Source organism: Streptomyces sp. NPDC003248 (assembly GCF_055563235.1).
Genome location: NZ_JBVHDT010000023.1, coordinates 19,467 through 37,119, shown reverse-complemented (window position 1 = coordinate 37,119; position 17,653 = coordinate 19,467). Strand labels below are relative to the sequence as shown.

The 17,653-nt window shown below is 71.1% G+C and carries 9 protein-coding genes and 2 pseudogenes; 10 read left to right on the top strand and 1 reads right to left on the bottom strand.

What is annotated here, in order from left to right; translation table 11 throughout:
• Positions 1 to 5: 5 nt before the first annotated feature.
• Complete coding sequence (locus ACZ3KJ_RS33620; protein WP_467532601.1) at positions 6 to 1,094, bottom strand: LacI family DNA-binding transcriptional regulator; 1,089 nt, start codon at positions 1,092 to 1,094, stop codon at positions 6 to 8.
• Positions 1,095 to 1,514: 420 nt separating this feature from the next.
• Here ACZ3KJ_RS33620 and ACZ3KJ_RS33615 point away from each other — a divergent pair, with 420 nt between their 5' ends.
• The 10 genes and pseudogenes from ACZ3KJ_RS33615 to ACZ3KJ_RS33570 all read left to right on the top strand — a co-directional run bounded on the left by ACZ3KJ_RS33615 (position 1,515) and on the right by ACZ3KJ_RS33570 (position 17,652).
• Entirely contained in the window at positions 1,515 to 2,789 is a 1,275-nt protein-coding gene (locus ACZ3KJ_RS33615; RefSeq protein ID WP_467532600.1) for an extracellular solute-binding protein, read from the top strand.
• A gap of 23 nt (positions 2,790 to 2,812) precedes the next feature.
• Positions 2,813 to 3,823 (top strand): carbohydrate ABC transporter permease, encoded by a 1,011-nt coding sequence (locus ACZ3KJ_RS33610; RefSeq protein WP_467532598.1) that lies wholly within the window; start codon positions 2,813 to 2,815, stop codon positions 3,821 to 3,823.
• Positions 3,817 to 4,716 carry a sugar ABC transporter permease gene (locus ACZ3KJ_RS33605; RefSeq protein WP_467532664.1) on the top strand — a complete coding sequence of 300 codons (900 nt, stop codon included), beginning with the start codon at positions 3,817 to 3,819 and terminating at the stop codon, positions 4,714 to 4,716. Before ACZ3KJ_RS33610 ends, ACZ3KJ_RS33605 begins: the two co-directional genes overlap by 7 nt.
• 25 nt (positions 4,717 to 4,741) lie before the next feature.
• Positions 4,742 to 6,427 carry a glycoside hydrolase family 13 protein gene (locus ACZ3KJ_RS33600; protein WP_467532596.1) on the top strand — a complete coding sequence of 562 codons (1,686 nt, stop codon included), beginning with the start codon at positions 4,742 to 4,744 and terminating at the stop codon, positions 6,425 to 6,427.
• Entirely contained in the window at positions 6,424 to 7,473 is a 1,050-nt protein-coding gene (locus tag ACZ3KJ_RS33595) for a LacI family DNA-binding transcriptional regulator (protein ID WP_467532595.1), read from the top strand. The genes ACZ3KJ_RS33600 and ACZ3KJ_RS33595 overlap by 4 nt, the downstream gene beginning before the upstream one ends.
• A gap of 422 nt (positions 7,474 to 7,895) precedes the next feature.
• Entirely contained in the window at positions 7,896 to 9,596 is a 1,701-nt protein-coding gene (locus tag ACZ3KJ_RS33590; protein WP_467532594.1) for a carbohydrate-binding module family 20 domain-containing protein, read from the top strand.
• Positions 9,597 to 9,745: 149 nt separating this feature from the next.
• A pseudogene (locus tag ACZ3KJ_RS33585) lies at positions 9,746 to 12,850 on the top strand (alpha-amylase family glycosyl hydrolase); the annotation flags it as partial.
• Positions 12,851 to 13,042: 192 nt separating this feature from the next.
• Positions 13,043 to 16,114, top strand: a pseudogene (locus ACZ3KJ_RS33580) (alpha-amylase family glycosyl hydrolase); the annotation flags it as partial.
• Positions 16,115 to 16,571: 457 nt separating this feature from the next.
• Positions 16,572 to 16,901 carry an alpha-amylase gene (locus ACZ3KJ_RS33575; RefSeq protein WP_467532592.1) on the top strand — a complete coding sequence of 110 codons (330 nt, stop codon included), beginning with the start codon at positions 16,572 to 16,574 and terminating at the stop codon, positions 16,899 to 16,901.
• Between the two features lie 76 nt (positions 16,902 to 16,977).
• Positions 16,978 to 17,652, top strand: a complete 675-nt coding sequence (locus tag ACZ3KJ_RS33570) for a TetR/AcrR family transcriptional regulator (RefSeq protein WP_467532590.1) — start codon at positions 16,978 to 16,980, stop codon at positions 17,650 to 17,652.
• Position 17,653 lies beyond the last annotated feature (1 nt).

Sequence of the window (17,653 nt, the reverse complement as noted above, 5' to 3'; positions counted from 1 at the left end):
GGCCGTCAGTCCCGTGCGGCCGTCAGTCCCGCGGGGCCGTCCGTCCGGCGTGGCCGGCCGTTCCGCGCGGCCGGACGCCGCCCGTGCGGCGCGGACGCGGTCGACCCCCGGACCACCAGCTCGGGCATGATGACGAACTCGGTGTGCGGGGAGTGGTTCCCCGCCATCTCCTCCATCAGCGCCTCGACGGCGATCTGCCCCATCGACTGCACCGGCTGCCGGATCGTCGTCAGCGGCGGATCGGTGAACGCGATGAGGGGCGAGTCGTCGAACCCGATCACCGAGACGTCCCCGGGTACGCTCAGCCCGCGCTGCCGTGCGCTGCGGACGGCGCCGAGCGCCATCATGTCGCTGGCGCACACGACGGCCGTGCACCCCTGGTCGAGCAGCGCCGACGCCGCGGCCTGGCCGCCCTCCAGGGTGAACAGGGAGTGCCGGACCAGCTCGGTGGCCGCCTCGGCCGGCAGCCCCAGCTGCTCCCGTACGGCGCTGCGGAAGCCCTCGATCTTGCGCTGCACCGGCACGAACCGCTCGGGCCCGAGCGCCAGTCCGATCCGGGTGTGCCCGAGCGCCGTCAGATGGGTCACCGCCAGGGCCATGGCGAAGCGGTCGTCGGGAGAGACGAACGGCGCCCGGATGGCGGGGGAGAAGCCGTTGATGAGGACGAAGGGCACCTTCTCCTCGTGCAGCCGGTCGTAGCGGGCGGTGTCGGCGGTGGTGTCCGCGTGCATGCCGGAGACGAAGATGATCCCGGCCGCTCCCCGGGCCACCAGCATGTCGGTGAGCTCGTCCTCCGTCGACCCTCCCGGGCTCTGGGCCGCCAGGACCGGGGTCCGCCCGAGGCGGGTCAGCGCCTGCCCGATGACCTGGGCCAGCGCGGGGAAGAACGGGTTGTCCAGCTCGGGGGTGACGAGCCCCACCAGGTCCGCGCGCGGCCGCAGTCGGGGCGGCCGTTCGTAGCCGAGGACGTCGAGCGCGGCGAGGACGGACGCGCGGGTGTCCGAGGCGACGCCACGCGCACCGTTGATCACGCGGCTGACTGTGGCCTTGCTGACCCCCGCCCGGGCTGCGATGTCGGCGAGTCGCGCGGTCATGGCAGTGGACTGTACCTGTTGGCCACCGCGTTGCCCACCGCGTCGCCCACGCGTTGCCCACCGCGTCGCCCACGCGTTGCCCACCGCGTCGCCCCCGCGTCGCTTCACACCTCCCTCTCGGTACTTGCAGAAAACACTTACAGAACCTGTGCGTACTGATAGCGGACGGAAGGGGTGATTCAGGAGGTCCCGCCCTTGGCCGGAGCGGTCCCGGCTGGTCCGGCGTGTGCCGGTGTTCGGCCAACTCCCTTCCAGCACAGGGAAAATTGGCCGGAATCCACTTGCTGTAACTTGCCGCAAGACCTTTCGGGAACTTTTCAACCCTGTTACGTTCCTGGCTACCCGGCGCCGCGAGGCAGCGGCCAGCGGGAGGCGACGTGCGCCCCCGCCCTCTTCCGGGACCCAGTCGAAGGAGTTCACATGCGGCGTGGCATTGTGGCCACCGCGCTGATCGCAGCCGTCGCCCTGACGGCGACGGCCTGTGGCGGGGACAGCGACGACAGCACCAAGGGCGGCGGCTCCGGGCAGGAGCTCTCGGGCACCGTCACCTTCTGGGACACCTCCAACGAGGCCGAGAAGGCGACCTACCAGGCGCTCGCCGAAGCCTTCGAGAAGGAACACCCCAAGGTCGACGTCAAGTACGTCAACGTGCCCTTCGGCGAGGCCAACGCCAAGTTCAAGAACGCGGCCGGCGGCAACTCCGGCGCCCCCGACGTGATGCGCACCGAGGTCGCCTGGGTCGCGGACTTCGCCAGCATCGGCTACCTCGCCCCGCTCGACGGCACGGCCGCGCTCGACGACGAGGAGGACTACCTCCCGCAGGCGGCGGCCAGCACCGAGTACGAGGGCAAGACCTACGCGGTGCCCCAGGTGATCGACACCCTGGCGCTCTTCTACAACAAGCAGTTGCTCAAGGACGCCGGCGTCGAAGTGCCCACCTCCCTCACCGAGTTGAAGACCGCGGCCACCAAGATCGAGAAGGAGACCGGCGCCACCGGCCTCTACCTGCGCGGCGACGACCCGTACTGGTTCCTGCCCTACCTCTACGGCGAGGGCGGCGACCTGGTCGACGAGGAGGCCAAGAAGATCACCATCGACGACGAGCCCGGCGTCAAGGCCTACCAGGCCATGAAGGACCTCGTCGACAGCAAGGCGGCCATCACGGACGCGGCCGACGGCTGGAACAACATGCAGAACGCCTTCAAGTCGGGCAAGGTCGCCATGATGATCAACGGCCCCTGGGCCATCGAGGACGTCAAGAGCGGCCAGAAGTTCGAGGACCCGGCCAACCTCGGCGTCGCCCCCGTCCCGGCCGGCAGCGTCAAGGCCGGCTCCCCGCAGGGCGGCTGGAACCTGTCGGTGTACGCCGGCTCGAAGAACCTGGACGCCTCCTACGCCTTCGTGAAGTACATGAGCTCGGCCAAGGTGCAGCAGCAGACCACCGAGAAGCTCAGCCTGCTGCCCACGCGCGCCTCCGTGTACGAGGTCCCGTCCGTCGCGGGCAACGAGATGGTGACGTTCTTCAAGCCCGCCGTCGACAAGGCCGTCGAGCGCCCCTGGATCGCCCAGGGCAACGCCCTGTTCGAGTCGATCCGCGTCCAGATGGCGAACGTCCTGGCCGGCAAGACCACTCCGCAGCAGGCCGCCGAGGAGAACGGCGAGGCCTACCGCAAGCTCCTCAAGGACTACCAGTAGGCCCCGGGAAGGCTGACCCACCCATGGCTGTCGACACCACCCGGTCGACGGTGGAGACCACGGGAGCCCCGGCTCCCGGCGGTCGCCGCCGCAGCACCGGCACGCACCCGGGCCGGCTGCGCCGCGCCCTGGCCACCCACTGGTACGCCTGGAGCATGGTCGCCCCCGTGGTGATCGTGATCGGCGTCATCATCGGCTACCCCCTCGCCCGCGGCCTCTACCTCTCCTTCACCGACGCCAACGAGGCCAACGTCGAGCGCACCATCGGCGTCAACCACATCCCGGCCACGTACGAGCACGTCGGACTCGACAACTACACGTCGATCCTCACCGACGACGTCTTCTGGGACCGGCTCACCTGGACCGTCGTGTGGACGGTCACCTGTGTGGCGCTCTCCTTCGGACTGGGCCTGGTCCTGGCCGTCATGCTCAACCGCAAGCTCGCCGGCCGCGGCGTCTACCGCACCGCGCTGATCCTGCCCTGGGCCGTCCCGGCGTTCGTGTCCGTCTTCACCTGGCGGCTGCTGTTCAACGAACGCAGCGGGCTGTTCAACACGCTGCTCACCGGCGCCGGCTTCGAGCAGGTCTCCTGGCTCAACGACCCGACCTGGGCGAAGGTCTCCGTCATCGCCGTCAACGTCTGGCTCGGCGTCCCGTTCATGCTCATCGCCCTCCTCGGCGGACTCCAGGCGATCCCCGCCGACCTGTACGAGGCGGCCGAGATGGACGGGGCCGGCCCCTGGCAGCGGTTCCGGCACATCACCCTGCCCGGACTGCGCTCGGTCTCCAGCACGGTCGTCCTGCTCAGCGCCATCTGGACGTTCAACATGTTCCCGGTGATCTTCCTGCTGACCCGGGGCGGCCCGGGCGACGCCACGGAGATCCTCGTGACCTACGCCTACCGGCTGTCCTTCGTCATCAGCCCGCGCGACTACGCCGGATCCGCCGCCTGGGGCGTGCTGATCCTGCTCCTCCTCGCCCTCTTCGCGGCGGGCTACCGCCGCGCGCTCCGCAAGCAGGGAGACGTCTGGTGACCGACACGACCCCGACCTCACCCGCCGGTGCCGCAGCCACCACCGCCCCGCGGCGCGGGGGCCGCGGGCGCGGCGAACGCCCCCTGATCGCCTCGGCGGGACTGCACGCGGGACTGCTGGTGGCCGCCGTCGTCGCGGTGTTCCCACCGCTGTGGCTGGTGGTGACCTCGTTCAAGCCGAAGTCCGACGCGTTCGACACCTCGCTGGTCAAGGACTTCACGCTGGGCAACTACCGCCACGTCGTGCAGGACACCGACTTCCTCGCCTGGCTCCAGAACTCCCTGCTCGTCGTCGGCCTGACCACCCTGGTCGGCGTCTTCATCTCCGCCACCACCGGCTACGCGGTCAGCCGCTTCCGCTTCCCCGGCATGCGCCCGCTGATGTGGATGCTGCTGCTCACCCAGATGTTCCCGGTCGCGGTCCTGATCGTCCCGCTGTACAACCTGCTGGCCGGCCTGGGGCTGCTCAACCAGCCGCTGGGCCTGGTCGTCACCTACCTCACCGTCGCGGTGCCGTTCTGCGCCTGGATGATGAAGGGCTACTTCGACGGCATCCCGGTGGAGATCGACGAGGCCGGCCGGGTCGACGGGCTCACCCCGTTCGGCACGTTCTGGCGGCTGGTGCTCCCGCTGGCCAAGCCGGGCCTGGCGGTCACCGCGTTCTACACCTTCATCACCGGCTGGGCCGAGGTGGCCTACGCCTCCGCGTTCATGACCGGGGAGGAGAACCTCACGCTCGCCGGCGGTCTCCAGACCTTCGTCAACCAGTACACGAGCGACTGGGGATCCCTGACCGCCGCCGCCGTGATCATCGCGGTTCCCGCCGCGATCGTCTTCGGCCTCGTCCAGCGGCACCTCGTCTCGGGGCTCACCGCGGGCGCCACCAAGTCCTGACCGTCCTCTCGCAGGAAGAGAAGACATGACCCAGTACCTGACCGAACCCGTCCCCGGCGTCGAAGGCGCCGGCGGCCCCGACCGCCCGGAATGGTGGCGGGACGCCGTCATCTACCAGGTCTACCCGCGCAGTTTCGCCGACAGCAACGGCGACGGCGAGGGCGACCTGGAGGGGGTGCGGACCCGGTTGCCGTACCTGAGGGAACTCGGCGTCGACGCCGTCTGGCTCAGCCCCTTCTACGTCTCCCCGCAGGCCGACGGCGGCTACGACGTCGCCGACTACCGGGCCGTCGACCCCATGTTCGGCACCCTGCTCGACGCCGACGCCGTGATCCGCGACGCCCACGAGCTGGGCCTGCGCGTCATCATCGACGTGGTCCCCAACCACTGCTCCCACCAGCACGACTGGTTCCGCCGGGCGCTGCGCGAGGGCCCCGGCTCGCCGCTGCGGGAGCGGTTCCACTTCCGTCCCGGCAAGGGCGAGAACGGCGAACTGCCCCCCAACGACTGGGAGTCCGTCTTCGGCGGACCCGCCTGGACCAGGACCACCGACCCGGACGGCACGCCGGGGGAGTGGTACCTGCATCTGTTCGCCCCCGAGCAGCCCGACTTCAACTGGGACAGCCCGGCCGTCCGGGACGAGTTCCGCTCCGTGCTGCGGTTCTGGCTGGACATGGGCGTCGACGGCTTCCGCATCGACGTCGCCCACGGCCTGGTGAAGGCCGCCGGGCTGCCCGACCTCGGCCACCGCGAGCAGCTGAAGCTGCTGGGCAACCAGGCCCTGCCGTTCTTCGACCAGGACGGCGTGCACGCGATCTACCGCTCCTGGCGCGAGATCCTCGACGAGTACCCGGGCCAGCGCATCGGCGTCGCCGAGGCGTGGACGCCCAGCGCCGAGCGCACCGCGTTCTACCTGCGCGCCGACGAACTGCACCAGGCCTTCAACTTCCACTACCTGGGCACGGGCTGGGACGCCGGCGCGCTGCGGGCCACCATCGACGAGTCCCTCGACGCGATGCGCCCCATCGGGGCGCCGAGCACCTGGGTCCTGTCCAACCACGACGTCGTACGGCACGCCACCCGCCTCGCCGACGGCGATCCCGGGCGCGGACTGCGCCGGGCCCGCGCGGCCACCCTGCTGATGCTGGCGCTGCCCGGCTCCGCCTACGTCTACCAGGGCGAGGAACTCGGTCTGCCCGAGGTGACCGACCTGCCCGACGAGGTGCGCCAGGACCCGTCGTTCTTCCGGGACAACGGCCAGGACGGGCTGCGCGACGGCTGCCGGGTGCCCATCCCCTGGTCCGGGACCGAGCCGCCGTACGGCTTCGGGCCCGCCGGCGGACCGGCCTGGCTGCCCCAGCCGGCGAGCTGGGCGGACCTGTCCGTCGAGGCGCAGTCCGGCGACCCCGACTCCACCCTGGAGCTGTACCGCAGCGCGCTGGCGCTGCGCCGGGACCATGCCGCGCTGGGGGCCGGCGACCGGGTGGAGTGGCTGGACGCGCCCGAGGGCGTCCTGGTCTTCCGCCGGGTCTCGCGCCGGCCCGGGAGCGAGCCGTACCGATCCGACCTGGTCTGCACCGTGAACACCACGGACGCGCCCGTCCGGCTGCCGTCGCCGGGCCGGATCCTGCTGAGCAGCGACGCCTGCGGGGACGCCGCCGACGAGGTCGAGCTGCCGGCGGACTGCACTGTCTGGTGGGCTGTGGTGTGACGCTCTCCCTGCCGCGGGGCGTCGACCGAGGCGTCCCGCGGCTCCTGGACATCGCCTCCCAGGCGCAGGTCAGCGAGGCCACCGTCAGCCGGGTGCTCAACGGCAAGCCGGGGGTGGCGGCCGGCACCCGGCGCCGGGTGCTGGCCGCCCTCGACGTCCTCGGCTACGAGCGGCCCGTCCGGCTCAGCCAGCGCAGCGCGGGCCTGGTCGGCCTCGTCATCCCGGAGCTCACCAACCCCATCTTCCCGGCCTTCGCGCAGGTCATCGAGCAGGTGCTGGCCGGGCACGGGTACACGCCCGTGCTGTGCACCCAGATGCCCGGCGGAGCCACCGAGGACGAGCTGGTGGAGCAGTTGCTGGAGCGGGACGTCACCGGCATCGTCTTCCTGTCCGGGCTGCACGCCGACCTCACCGCCGACCCCACCCGGTACCACAAGCTCGCCAGCCGCGGTATGCCGTTCGTGCTGGTCAACGGCTTCAACGAGCAGATCAGGGCGTCGTGCGTCTCCTCGGACGACCGGTCGGCGATCCGCATGGCCGTACGGCACCTCACCGACCTGGGGCACGAGCGGGTGGGTCTCGCCATCGGCCCCACCCGGTTCGTGCCGTCGTGGCGCAAGGCCGAGGCGTTCGCGGTGGCGGTGCGCAGCGAGCTGGGCGTGCCCCGGGAGGCGGTCGGACGGAGCATCAGACGGACCCTGTTCACCGTGGAGGGCGGCCACGCGGCGGGTGGCGCGCTGCTGGACCAGGGGTGCACCGGCATCGTCTGCGGCAGCGATCTCATGGCGCTGGGGGTGATCCGCGCGGCGCGCGAGCGCGGGCGGGAGGTACCCGGTGACGTCTCGGTGATCGGGTTCGACGACTCGCCCCTCATCCCCTTCACCGATCCGCCGCTGACCACGGTGCGCCAGCCCGTCCAGGCCATGGCGACGGCCGCGGTGGACGCGCTGCTGGAGGAGATCGACGGAAACCCCGTGCAGCGGACGGAGTTCGTGTTCCAGCCGGAGCTGGTGGTGCGGGGCTCGACCGCGCGGTGGAACGCGTGAGGCGGCCGGGTGGGGGAGGCCCCGCGGCCGGCCCTGGTCGGGGCAGCGGGGCGGCAGTGGGCCGCGGGGCCTCGGTCCTGCAACCGGTCCGGAGGGCCGGGCGCGTGAGGGCGTCGGACGTACGTCCCGTCCCTCCGGCACACCGGACCGGAAGTGCGGTTGAACGTAACACCGTTGCAACGGTTGCGAAAGAGTTTTCAGCCAGGCAACCACCGGGCGACCGCCTGACCTCGGGCTTCTCGAACAAGATGAACCAGCTCTTGCGCCACCTGTTGACCAACGGTGAGGAGACTCGTACGGTCACGACCGCAAGAAGTTCTGCCGTGTTTCAGCAAGAACCGTCAACAGGCCCCCAGGCACGGCGCGTTGCTGCGTGAGGCCTCTCATCCGCACCCCCCCACGTTCGTGGATCAGGAGGAACCATGGCCAGGAGAACCGTGGCCGCTGCACTCGCCCTTGTCGCGGGAGCCGCTGTGGCCGTCACGGTGCCGGGTACCGCTCAGGCGGCGCCTCCCGGCGACAAGGACGTCACGGCCGTGATGTTCGAATGGAAGTTCAGCTCGGTCGCCCAGGCGTGCACGGACACCCTCGGGCCCGCCGGCTACGGGTACGTCCAGGTGTCACCGCCGCAGGAGCGGATCCAGGGCACCCCGTGGTGGACCGCGTACCAGCCCGTCAGCTACAAGATCGACACCAGGCTGGGCGACCGGACCGCCTTCTCGTCCATGGTGAGCACCTGCCACGCCGCCGGCGTCAAGGTTGTCGTGGACACGGTAATCAACCACATGGCGAACAGCTCCGGAACGGGTTCCGGCGGCTCCACGTTCAGCAAGTACGACTACCCGGGCACCTACTCCGCGGCCGACATGGACGACTGCACGGCCTCGATCAGCAACTACGCGGACGCCTGGAACGTCCAGCACTGCGAGCTGGGCGGCCTGCCCGACCTCGACACCGGCGAGGAGTACGTCCGCAAGACGATCGCCGGCTACATGAACGACCTGCTCTCGCTGGGCGTCGACGGCTTCCGCATCGACGCGGCCAAGCACATCGACCCGGCCGACCTGAGCAACATCAAGAGCCGGCTCACCAACTCCAGCGTCTACTGGAAGCAGGAGACCATCGGAGCCTCCGGCGAGGCCGTGCAGCCCAGCCAGTACACGGGCACCGGTGACGTCCAGGAGTTCACCTACGGCCGCGACCTCAAGCGGGTCTTCAACAGCGAGAAGCTCTCGTACCTGAAGAACTTCGGCGAGGCCTGGGGCTACCTGCCCAGCGCCACCTCCTCCGTGTTCGTCACCAACCACGACACCGAGCGCAGCGGCACCACCCTCACCTACAAGGACGGCGCCAACTTCACCCTGGCGAACGTCTTCATGCTGGCCTGGCCCTACGGCTCCCCGGACGTCCACTCGGGCTACGAGTTCTCCGACCACGACGCCGGACCGCCCAACAACGGCCAGGTGAACGCCTGTTACACCGAGGGCTGGAAGTGCCAGCACGCCTGGACCGAGATCGCGAGCATGGTCGGGTGGCGCAACACCGCCGGCGACGCCGCGGTCACCAACTGGTGGGACAACGGCAACAACGCCATCGCGTTCGGCCGCGGCAGCAACGCCTACGTGGTGATCAACCACGAGTCGTCGTCGCTGACCGGCACCTTCCAGACCTCGCTGCCCGCGGGCACCTACTGCGACGTCCAGAGCAACCAGCCCGTCACCGTGAACGGCTCCGGCCAGTTCACCGCCACGCTCGGCTCCAACACCGCGCTCGCCCTGCACACTGGGGCGACCTCGTGCGGCGACGGCGAGAGCGAGGAGCCCGTCGTCAGCACCGGCGCGTCGTTCAACGTCACCGCCACCACGGTCTACGGCGAGAACATCTACGTCACCGGCAACCAGAGCGCGCTCGGCAACTGGAACACCTCCAACGCCCTCAAGCTCGACCCGACGAGCTACCCCGTCTGGAAGCTCGACGTCGAACTCACCGCCGGAACGTCCTTCGAGTACAAGTACATCCGCAAGGACGCCTCCGGCAACGTCACCTGGGAGAGCGGCAGCAACCGCACCGCCACCGTCCCGTCCAGCGGCAAGATCACGTTGAGTGACACCTGGCGCAGCTGAGCCGGTCCCCCTTCACGGTCTTGCCCCCCACGACCGCCCGGCGCGCCGCCCTCACGGCGGCGCGCCGGACGACCACAGCACCACCCACGCCGCCCGCGCCCCGCGGGCGGCGCCCACGTGCGACCGTTGAGGAGCAACACCCCGTGACCCTGTCCCCGCCCCGGCGCAGGACCGCCAGATTACTGGCCCTCGCCCTGATCGCCCCGGCGCTGACGTCCCTGCCGGCCACCGCGCCCCCGGCCGCCGCCGCGGCCGTCGCCGATCCCCCGTCCGACGCGGTGCTGGCCCGCACCCCGGCCCGCCCGGCGTCCTCCCGCGAACAGTTCTACCTGCTCCTGCCGGACCGTTTCGCCAACGGGTCGAGCGCCAACGACGAGGGCGGCCTGACCGGCGACCGCACCCGGACCGGCTACGACCCCACCGACAAGGACTACTTCCAGGGCGGCGACCTGAAGGGGGTGACCGACCGGCTGGACTACATCAAGGGACTGGGCACCACCGCCATCTGGATGGCACCGGTGTTCAAGAACAAGCCCGTCCAGACCGTCAACGGCCGGCAGACCGCCAGCTACCACGGATACGCGATCACCGACTTCACCCAGGTCGACCCGCACTTCGGCACCAACGCCGACCTGGCACGCCTCGTCGACACGGCGCACGCCAAGGGGATGAAGGTCTTCTTCGACGTCATCACCAACCACACCGCCGACACCGTCGACTACGCGGAACAGGAGTACGGCTACCGCTCCAAGGGCGCCTACCCCTACCTCGACACCGAGGGGCGCCCCTTCGACGACAGCACCGGCATGCGCGAGGTCGACGCCGACAGCTTCCCCTACACCCCGCGGGTACGCACCGGTGAGCACGACCGGATGGTGCCCGACTGGCTCAACGACCCCACGATGTACCACAACCGGGGCGACTCGACCTTCGCCGGCGAGAGCGCCCTGTACGGCGACTTCATGGGCAACGACGACCTGTGGACCGAGCGCCCCGAAGTGGTCGAGGGCATGGAGCGGATCTACGAGACGTGGGTGAAGGACTTCGGCGTGGACGGCTTCCGCGTCGACACCGCCAAGAACGTGAACATGGAGTTCTGGACCCAGTGGGCCACCGCGCTCGACGCGTACGCGGCCCGGCAGGGACGACCCGACTTCTTCGTGTTCGCCGAGGCGTTCTCGGCCGACCCGGTGGTGATGGCGCCGTACCTGGTGCAGGGCCGGCTCGACGGCACCCTCGACTTCCCGCTCCAGGCCGCCTTCCGCAACTACGCCTCCCGGGGCGCCCCGGCGACCGACCTCTCCCACGTCCTGGCACAGGACTACCGCTACACCACCGACAAGGCCGACGCCTACGGTGAGGTGACCTTCCTCGGCAGCCACGACATGGGCCGCATCGGTACCTTCATCGCGCAGGACAATCCGGACGCGAGCGACGCGGAATTGCTGAAGCGGTCCACGTTCGCGCACGAGCTGCTGTTCCTGTCCCGGGGCAACCCGGTGATCTACGCGGGCGACGAGCAGGGCTTCACCGGCGCCGGCGGAGACGTCGACGGCCGCCAGACACTGTTCGCCTCACAGGTCGCCAACTACCTGGACGACGACCAGATCGGCACGGACCGCACACACGCCTCGGACGCCTACGACCGGAGTCACCCGCTCTACCGTTCCATCGCCGCGCTCTCGCAGCTGACGAAGAAGCATCCGGCGCTGCGGGACGGTGTGCAGACGGAGCGGTACGCGGACAGCGGGCAGGGCGTGTACGCCTTCTCGCGGACCGGCGCGGAGGAGCGGATCGAGTACGTCGTGGCGGTGAACAACTCGGCCGAGGCGCGGACGGTGGAGCTGGAGACCGGCTCGGCGCGGACGACGTTCGCGGGTATCTACGGGACGTCGGCGAAGGTGCGGAGCGACGCCGGCCGGCGGATCACGGTGGCGGTGCCGGGCCTGTCGGCCGTGGTGCTCGAGGCCGACCGCCGTCTGAAGGCACCGGCGGTGGCGCCCGAGGTGACGCTGACGGCTCCGGCGGCGGGTGCCACGGGCGATGTGGAGATCTCCGCCGAGGTGTCGGGCGGCGGGCTGAACCGGGTGGTGTTCGCCGCGCAGGTCGGTGACGGCGCCTGGCAGACCCTCGGCTCGGCCGACCACGCGCCCTACCGGATCACCCAGCACCTGCCCGACACGGTGACGGCGGGAACGGCCCTGCGGTACAAGGCCGTCGTCGTCGACAGCCGCGGCCGCACCGCGAGCGACCTCGCCACCACCAGTGCCGGACAGGCCCCCGTCCCCGGGAAACCGACCGTGCAGCGCACCTACGGTGTCGTCCATCACCAGCGGGCCGACGGCGACTACGACGGGCTGCGGCTGAGGACCGCCGACGGCACGACGGCGGACTTCGCCGGACGCGACGCCTACGGCGCCTTCGCCTGGATCCCGCCCGGCACCGGACCCGTCCGCTTCACCGTGGAGAAGGACGGCACCGCCGACGGAACCGAGATGACCGTCGACTTCTCCGTGGCCGCCGAGGTGTGGACCCGGCAGGGCAGCGACACGGTCCGCACCGACCGGCCCCAGGACGCCGCCCCGCCCCAGGACGCCACGAAGGCCGTCCTCCACTACCACCGGCCCGACGGCGACTACGACGGCTGGGGGTTGCACACCTGGACCGGCTCGGCGGATCCGCCGGAGTGGAACGACCCCATCCAGCCGGTGCGCCGGGACGCCTTCGGCCTCGTCTTCGAGGTCCCGCTGAAGGACGGCGCCGCCTCGCTCAGCTACATCCTCCACAAGAAGGAGGAGAAGGACATCGCCACCGACGAGGCCCTCGACTTCTCCCTGTACGGGCGCGAGGTGTGGCGCGTCGCCGGTGACCCCGTCTACCTGGCGCCCTCCATCGGCGGGGCCTTCGGCCTCGACCTCGGCCGGTCGGCCGCCACCTGGATCGGCGACGACACCGTCGTATGGGAGGGCGAGGGCACGGGTGTCGCGAGCCAGCAGCTCGTCTACGCGCCCGAGGGCGGCCTCACGCTCGTCGACGGCGCCCTCTCCGACGAGGGCCGGTGGCTGCGCCTGGTACCGGGCGAGCTGACACGGGAGCAGCAGGAGACGTATCCGCAGTTCGCCGACGCCTCCGTGTTCCACGTGGACCCGCGCGACCGCGACCGGGTCGCCCAGGCGCTCGACGCCGGCGCACTGATCGCCACCCAGCGCGCGGACAGCGGCGCCCTGCTCGGCGCCACCGCCGTCCGCATCGCCGACAACTGACCGGAAGGACCCAGCACGGTGACTGGTTCAGACAGAGACCCGACGCACCGGCACGACGCCGGAGCACCGAAGGACCCGACGCGCCGAAGAGCCGTCCCGGGTCCGCAGCCGGAGCACCGCGACACCCGCGGTGGCGCGGACGGTCCCGGCACCCCGGCGCGGCGCACCGCCCGCCGCACCGCCGTGGCGACCGCCGCGGCCGTCGCCGCCGCGGTGCTCGCCGGTTCGCTGCACGCCGCCCCGCCGGCCTCGGCGGGCTCCCGGCCGCAGGCCCCGCCGTCGGACGCCCGGCTGGCCGCCGAGCCGGCCCGGCACGACCTCACCCGGGAACAGGCCTACTTCCTCCTGCCGGACCGTTTCGCCAACGGGTCGAGCGCCAACGACGAGGGCGGTCTGACCGGCGACCGCACGCAGACCGGCTACGACCCCACCGACAAGGGCTTCTACCAGGGCGGCGACCTGAAGGGGGTGATCGACCGGCTGGACTACATCAAGGGGCTCGGTACCACCGCGATCTGGCTGGCGCCCATCTTCAAGAACAAGCCGGTGCAGGGCGGCGGCGAATCCGCCGGCTACCACGGCTACTGGATCACCGACTTCACCCAGGTCGACCCGCACTTCGGCACCAACGCCGACCTGGCACGCCTCATCGACACGGCGCACGCCAAGGGGATGAAGGTCTTCTTCGACGTCATCACCAACCACACCGCCGACACCGTCACCTACGCGGAGCAGGAGTTCGGCTACCGCTCCAAGGGCGCCTACCCCTACCTCGACACCGAGGGGCGCCCCTTCGACGACACCGAGGAGGTGCGCGAGGTCGACGCGGACGGCTTCCCCTACACGCCCGTCACCCTGGCGGGCGAGGAGGGGACGAAGGTCCCGGCGTGGCTGAACGACCCCACGATGTACCACAACCGGGGCGACTCCACCTTCGTCGGCGAGAGCGGCCTGTACGGCGACCACACCGGCCTGGACGACCTGTGGACCGAGCGTCCCGAGGTGGTCGAGGGCATGGAGCGGATCTACCAGAAGTGGGTGAAGGACTTCGACGTGGACGGCTTCCGCGTCGACACGGTCCGTAACGTGAACATGGAGTTCTGGACCCAGTGGGCCACGGCCGTCGACGCGTACGCCGCGAAGAGGGGCCGCGAGGACTTCTTCGTCTTCGGGGAGACGCTCTCCTCCGACCCGGCCGTCACCGCGCCCTACGTCACCCAGGGCCGCCTCGACGCCACGCTCGACTTCCCGCTCCAGAACGCCATCCGCGGCTACGCCTCGCAGGACAAGCCGGCCGGCACCCTCTCCGACGTCTTCGCGCAGGACTACCGCTACACCACCGACAAGGCCAACGCCTATGAACAGGTGACCTTCCTCGGCAACCACGACATGGGCCGCATCGGCTCCTTCATCGCCCAGGACAACCCGGACGCGAGCGACGCGGAGCTGCTGAAGCGGTCCACGTTCGCGCACGAGCTGCTGTTCCTGTCCCGCGGCAACCCGGTGATCTACGCCGGTGACGAGCAGGGCTTCACCGGCCCCGGCGGCGACAAGGGAGCACGCCAGACGCTCTTCGCCTCGCAGGTCGCCGACTACCTGGACGACGACCAGATCGGCACGGACCGCACACACGCCTCGGACGCGTACGACCAGCAGCACCCGCTCTACCGTTCCATCGCCGCGCTGTCGGCGTTGACGAAGAAGCATCCGGCGCTGCGGGACGGTGTGCAGACGGAGCGGTACGCGGACAGCGGGCAGGGCGTGTACGCCTTCTCGCGGACCGACATGGACGAGCGGATCGAGTACGTCGTGGCGGTGAACAACTCGGCCGAGGCGCGGACGGTGGAGCTGGAGACCGGCTCGGCGCGGACGACGTTCACGGGCGTCTACGGGACGTCGGCGAAGGTGCGGAGCGACGCCGGCCGGCGGATCACCGTGACGGTGCCGGGCCTCTCGGCGGTGGTGCTGAAGGCCGGGCAGCGGCTTGCCGCCCCCAAGACGGCGCCGAAGGTCGAGCTGACGGCTCCGGCGGCGGGTGCCACGGGCGATGTGGAGATCTCCGCCGAGGTGTCGGGCGGCGGTCTGAACCGGGTGGTGTTCGCCGCGCAGGTCGGTGACGGCGCCTGGCAGACCCTCGGCTCGGCCGACCACGCCCCTTACCGGATCACCCAGCACCTGCCCGACACCGTCGCGGCGGGAACGGCCCTGCGGTACAAGGCCGTCGTCGTCGACAGCCGCGGCCGCACCGCGAGCGACCTCGCCACCACCAGCGCCGGACGACCGCCCGAGCCGGCCCGCCCGAGCGCGGTCGACCGCGACTACGCCGTGGTCCACTACCGCAGGACGGACGGGGACTACGACGGCTGGCAGCTGAAGTCCGGTACGGCCACGGCGGACTTCGTCGGCCGCGACGCCTACGGCGCCTTCGCCTGGGTCAAGCTCGCCGAGGACGCCACGCAGATGACGTACACGGTGGAGAAGGACGGCGTGGCCGACGGCCCCGAGCGCACCGTCGCGCCGGCGGACACCGGCGCCGTCTGGATCGAACAGGGCCAGGACGGCCAGGCGGAGACCGCGCCCGACGGCGCCTATCCGCCGCAGGACGCGAAGACGGCCGTCATCCACTACCACCGGTCCGACGGCGACTACGACGGCTGGGGCCTGCACGCCTGGACCGGCGCCGCCACCCCCACCGACTGGACCAAACCGCTGCTCCCGGTCGCCGAGGACGCCTTCGGCGTGACCTTCGAAGTGCCCCTGGCGGACAACGCGACCTCGCTGAGCTACATCATCCACAAGGGCGACGAGAAGGACATCGCGAGCGACCGCTCCCTGGACTTCGCCACCTACGGCAAGGAGGCCTGGCTCGTCAGCGGCGACACCGGCTATCTGCTGCCCACCGTGGGCGCCGCTCCCGACCTGGACCTCGGCACGTCCCAGGCGCACTGGATCGGCGCGGACACGCTGGTGTGGGACGTGAAGGCCACCGGCGCGACGACCCAGCAGCTCGTCTACGACGGCGAGGGCACGCTCGCCATCGAGGACGGGGCCCTCTCCCACGAGGGCCGGTGGCTGCGCCTGAGCCCGACGGAGCTGACCGCGGAGGAGAAGGCCGCCCACCCCGAACTGAGCGGCCTGCCGGCCTTCACCGTCGACCCGCGCGACCGCGACCGGGTGGCGGAGGCGCTGCGCGGCCAGGTCGTCGCCACCCAGCGGGCCGCCAACGGCGCACTGCTCGCGGCGACCGGCGTGGAGGTGCGGCTCTGAAGCGGCTCCCCTGAGAGGGCCTGAACCGGGGCGCCGGTCCCGTCCGTCGAGCAGTCGCCGGACGGGACCGGCGCCGCCCGTTCTCCCGGCCGCCCGCGGAGCGCCCGTCCGGCCTCGCCCGCCCGGCGGGCGACGGCTTCTTCCGGCCGATCCGGGCGGTCCGCACAGGCGGGGCGCTCCGGAGCCGGCAACCGGGCCCTGCCCTGCCGTGATGCACCGCACCGGCGCGGCACCCTCCGCGGGGCGTCCCCGCGCCCCGCGCCCGCCCGCGCACCGGAGCGGCGCCACCGACCACGGCACCTGCGGATACCCATGAGTGCTGTGTGCAGAAGTAGTTGAAAGAAGTTGCTGAAACTTGCGAAAGGTGGCTCGAAGCGGACCGGGTCACTCGTGAACGCCCCTAGAGTCGAGTCGTCGGTTTCACGAGTTGAAGGGAAGGGACCCCGTGCGACGGGTTACGCGTTCAACGATCGTGGTCGCGGCGGCGGCGCTGTCGGTGCTGACGGGAGGCTCGGCAGCACACGCGGTGTCGCCCACGGCGGCGGAGACGTACGACAGCGCCCCATCCTGCCTGGAGGTCAGCGCGGACTGGCGCTACACGTTCGTCAGCAACACCTGCTCCAGCACCTACACCCTGACCATCTCCTACAGCGACGGCCGGGAGGTGCCGTGCCGCGTCGCGAACCCGGGCGACTTCATCACCTTCCCCGGCTACGGCACCGACGGCGCCCACGTGCTCGGCGCCGTCCTGTGCGCCACCACCGAGGACGGCTGACCGTCACCGACGACGGTCCCGGGCGGGGCGGCACCTGCCGGGCCGCCGCCCCGCCCTCCCGGCGTAGGATCTGGTCGTGTCCCCTTCACAGCGTCCCGCGGCAGCCGCAGCCGGCGTCCGCGCTCCGAAACAGGAGCGCAGCCAGCGTTCGTTCGATCTGGTGCTCGACACGACGCTGCGACTGCTGGCGGAGAAGGGCTACGCGGGCTTCGCGCTGACCGAGGTCAGCCGCCGCTCCAAGGTGTCCGTCGGCTCCATCTACACCCGCGTGGACGGCAAGGACGACCTGCTGCGGGCCGCGCAGGGCAGGTTCCAGGAGCGGATGCTGGCCGAGCACCGCACCCTCACCGACGCGGAGCGCTGGGCGGGGCTGACGCTGGCCGAACTGCTCCCGGCGCTGATCGCCGAGTTCGCCGGCCTGCTGGAACGCCAGGGGAGGGTCCTCGGCGCGTTCCTCCAGCGCGGCGCCGTGGACCCGGCGGTCGCCGACATGGGCAAGTCCGGGTACAGGGACCTGCGCGACCGATTCACGGAACTGCTGCTCAGCCGGCGGGACGAGATCCGGCACCCCGATCCCGTCCGCGCGGTGGGCTCCATCTTCACCACCGTCTACGCCGCCCTCGCCCGAGCCCTGGCGCTCGACGTGGCGCCCGCGGCGGCCCAGGGCAGCGATCTGCCCACCCTCATCGAGGACCTCGGCGGCATGGCCCTGTCCTTCCTGCGGACCGCACCGGTCACGAACTCGGACTGAA

What these genes read in the sequence shown, in the direction of transcription:
- ACZ3KJ_RS33620 (WP_467532601.1), bottom strand. Translation starts at nt 1,094, where the DNA reads ATGACCGCGCGACTCGCCGACATCGCAGCCCGGGCGGGGGTCAGCAAG.
- ACZ3KJ_RS33615 (WP_467532600.1), top strand. Translation starts at nt 1,515, where the DNA reads ATGCGGCGTGGCATTGTGGCCACCGCGCTGATCGCAGCCGTCGCCCTG.
- ACZ3KJ_RS33610 (WP_467532598.1), top strand. Translation starts at nt 2,813, where the DNA reads ATGGCTGTCGACACCACCCGGTCGACGGTGGAGACCACGGGAGCCCCG.
- ACZ3KJ_RS33600 (WP_467532596.1), top strand. Translation starts at nt 4,742, where the DNA reads ATGACCCAGTACCTGACCGAACCCGTCCCCGGCGTCGAAGGCGCCGGC.
- ACZ3KJ_RS33590 (WP_467532594.1), top strand. Translation starts at nt 7,896, where the DNA reads ATGGCCAGGAGAACCGTGGCCGCTGCACTCGCCCTTGTCGCGGGAGCC.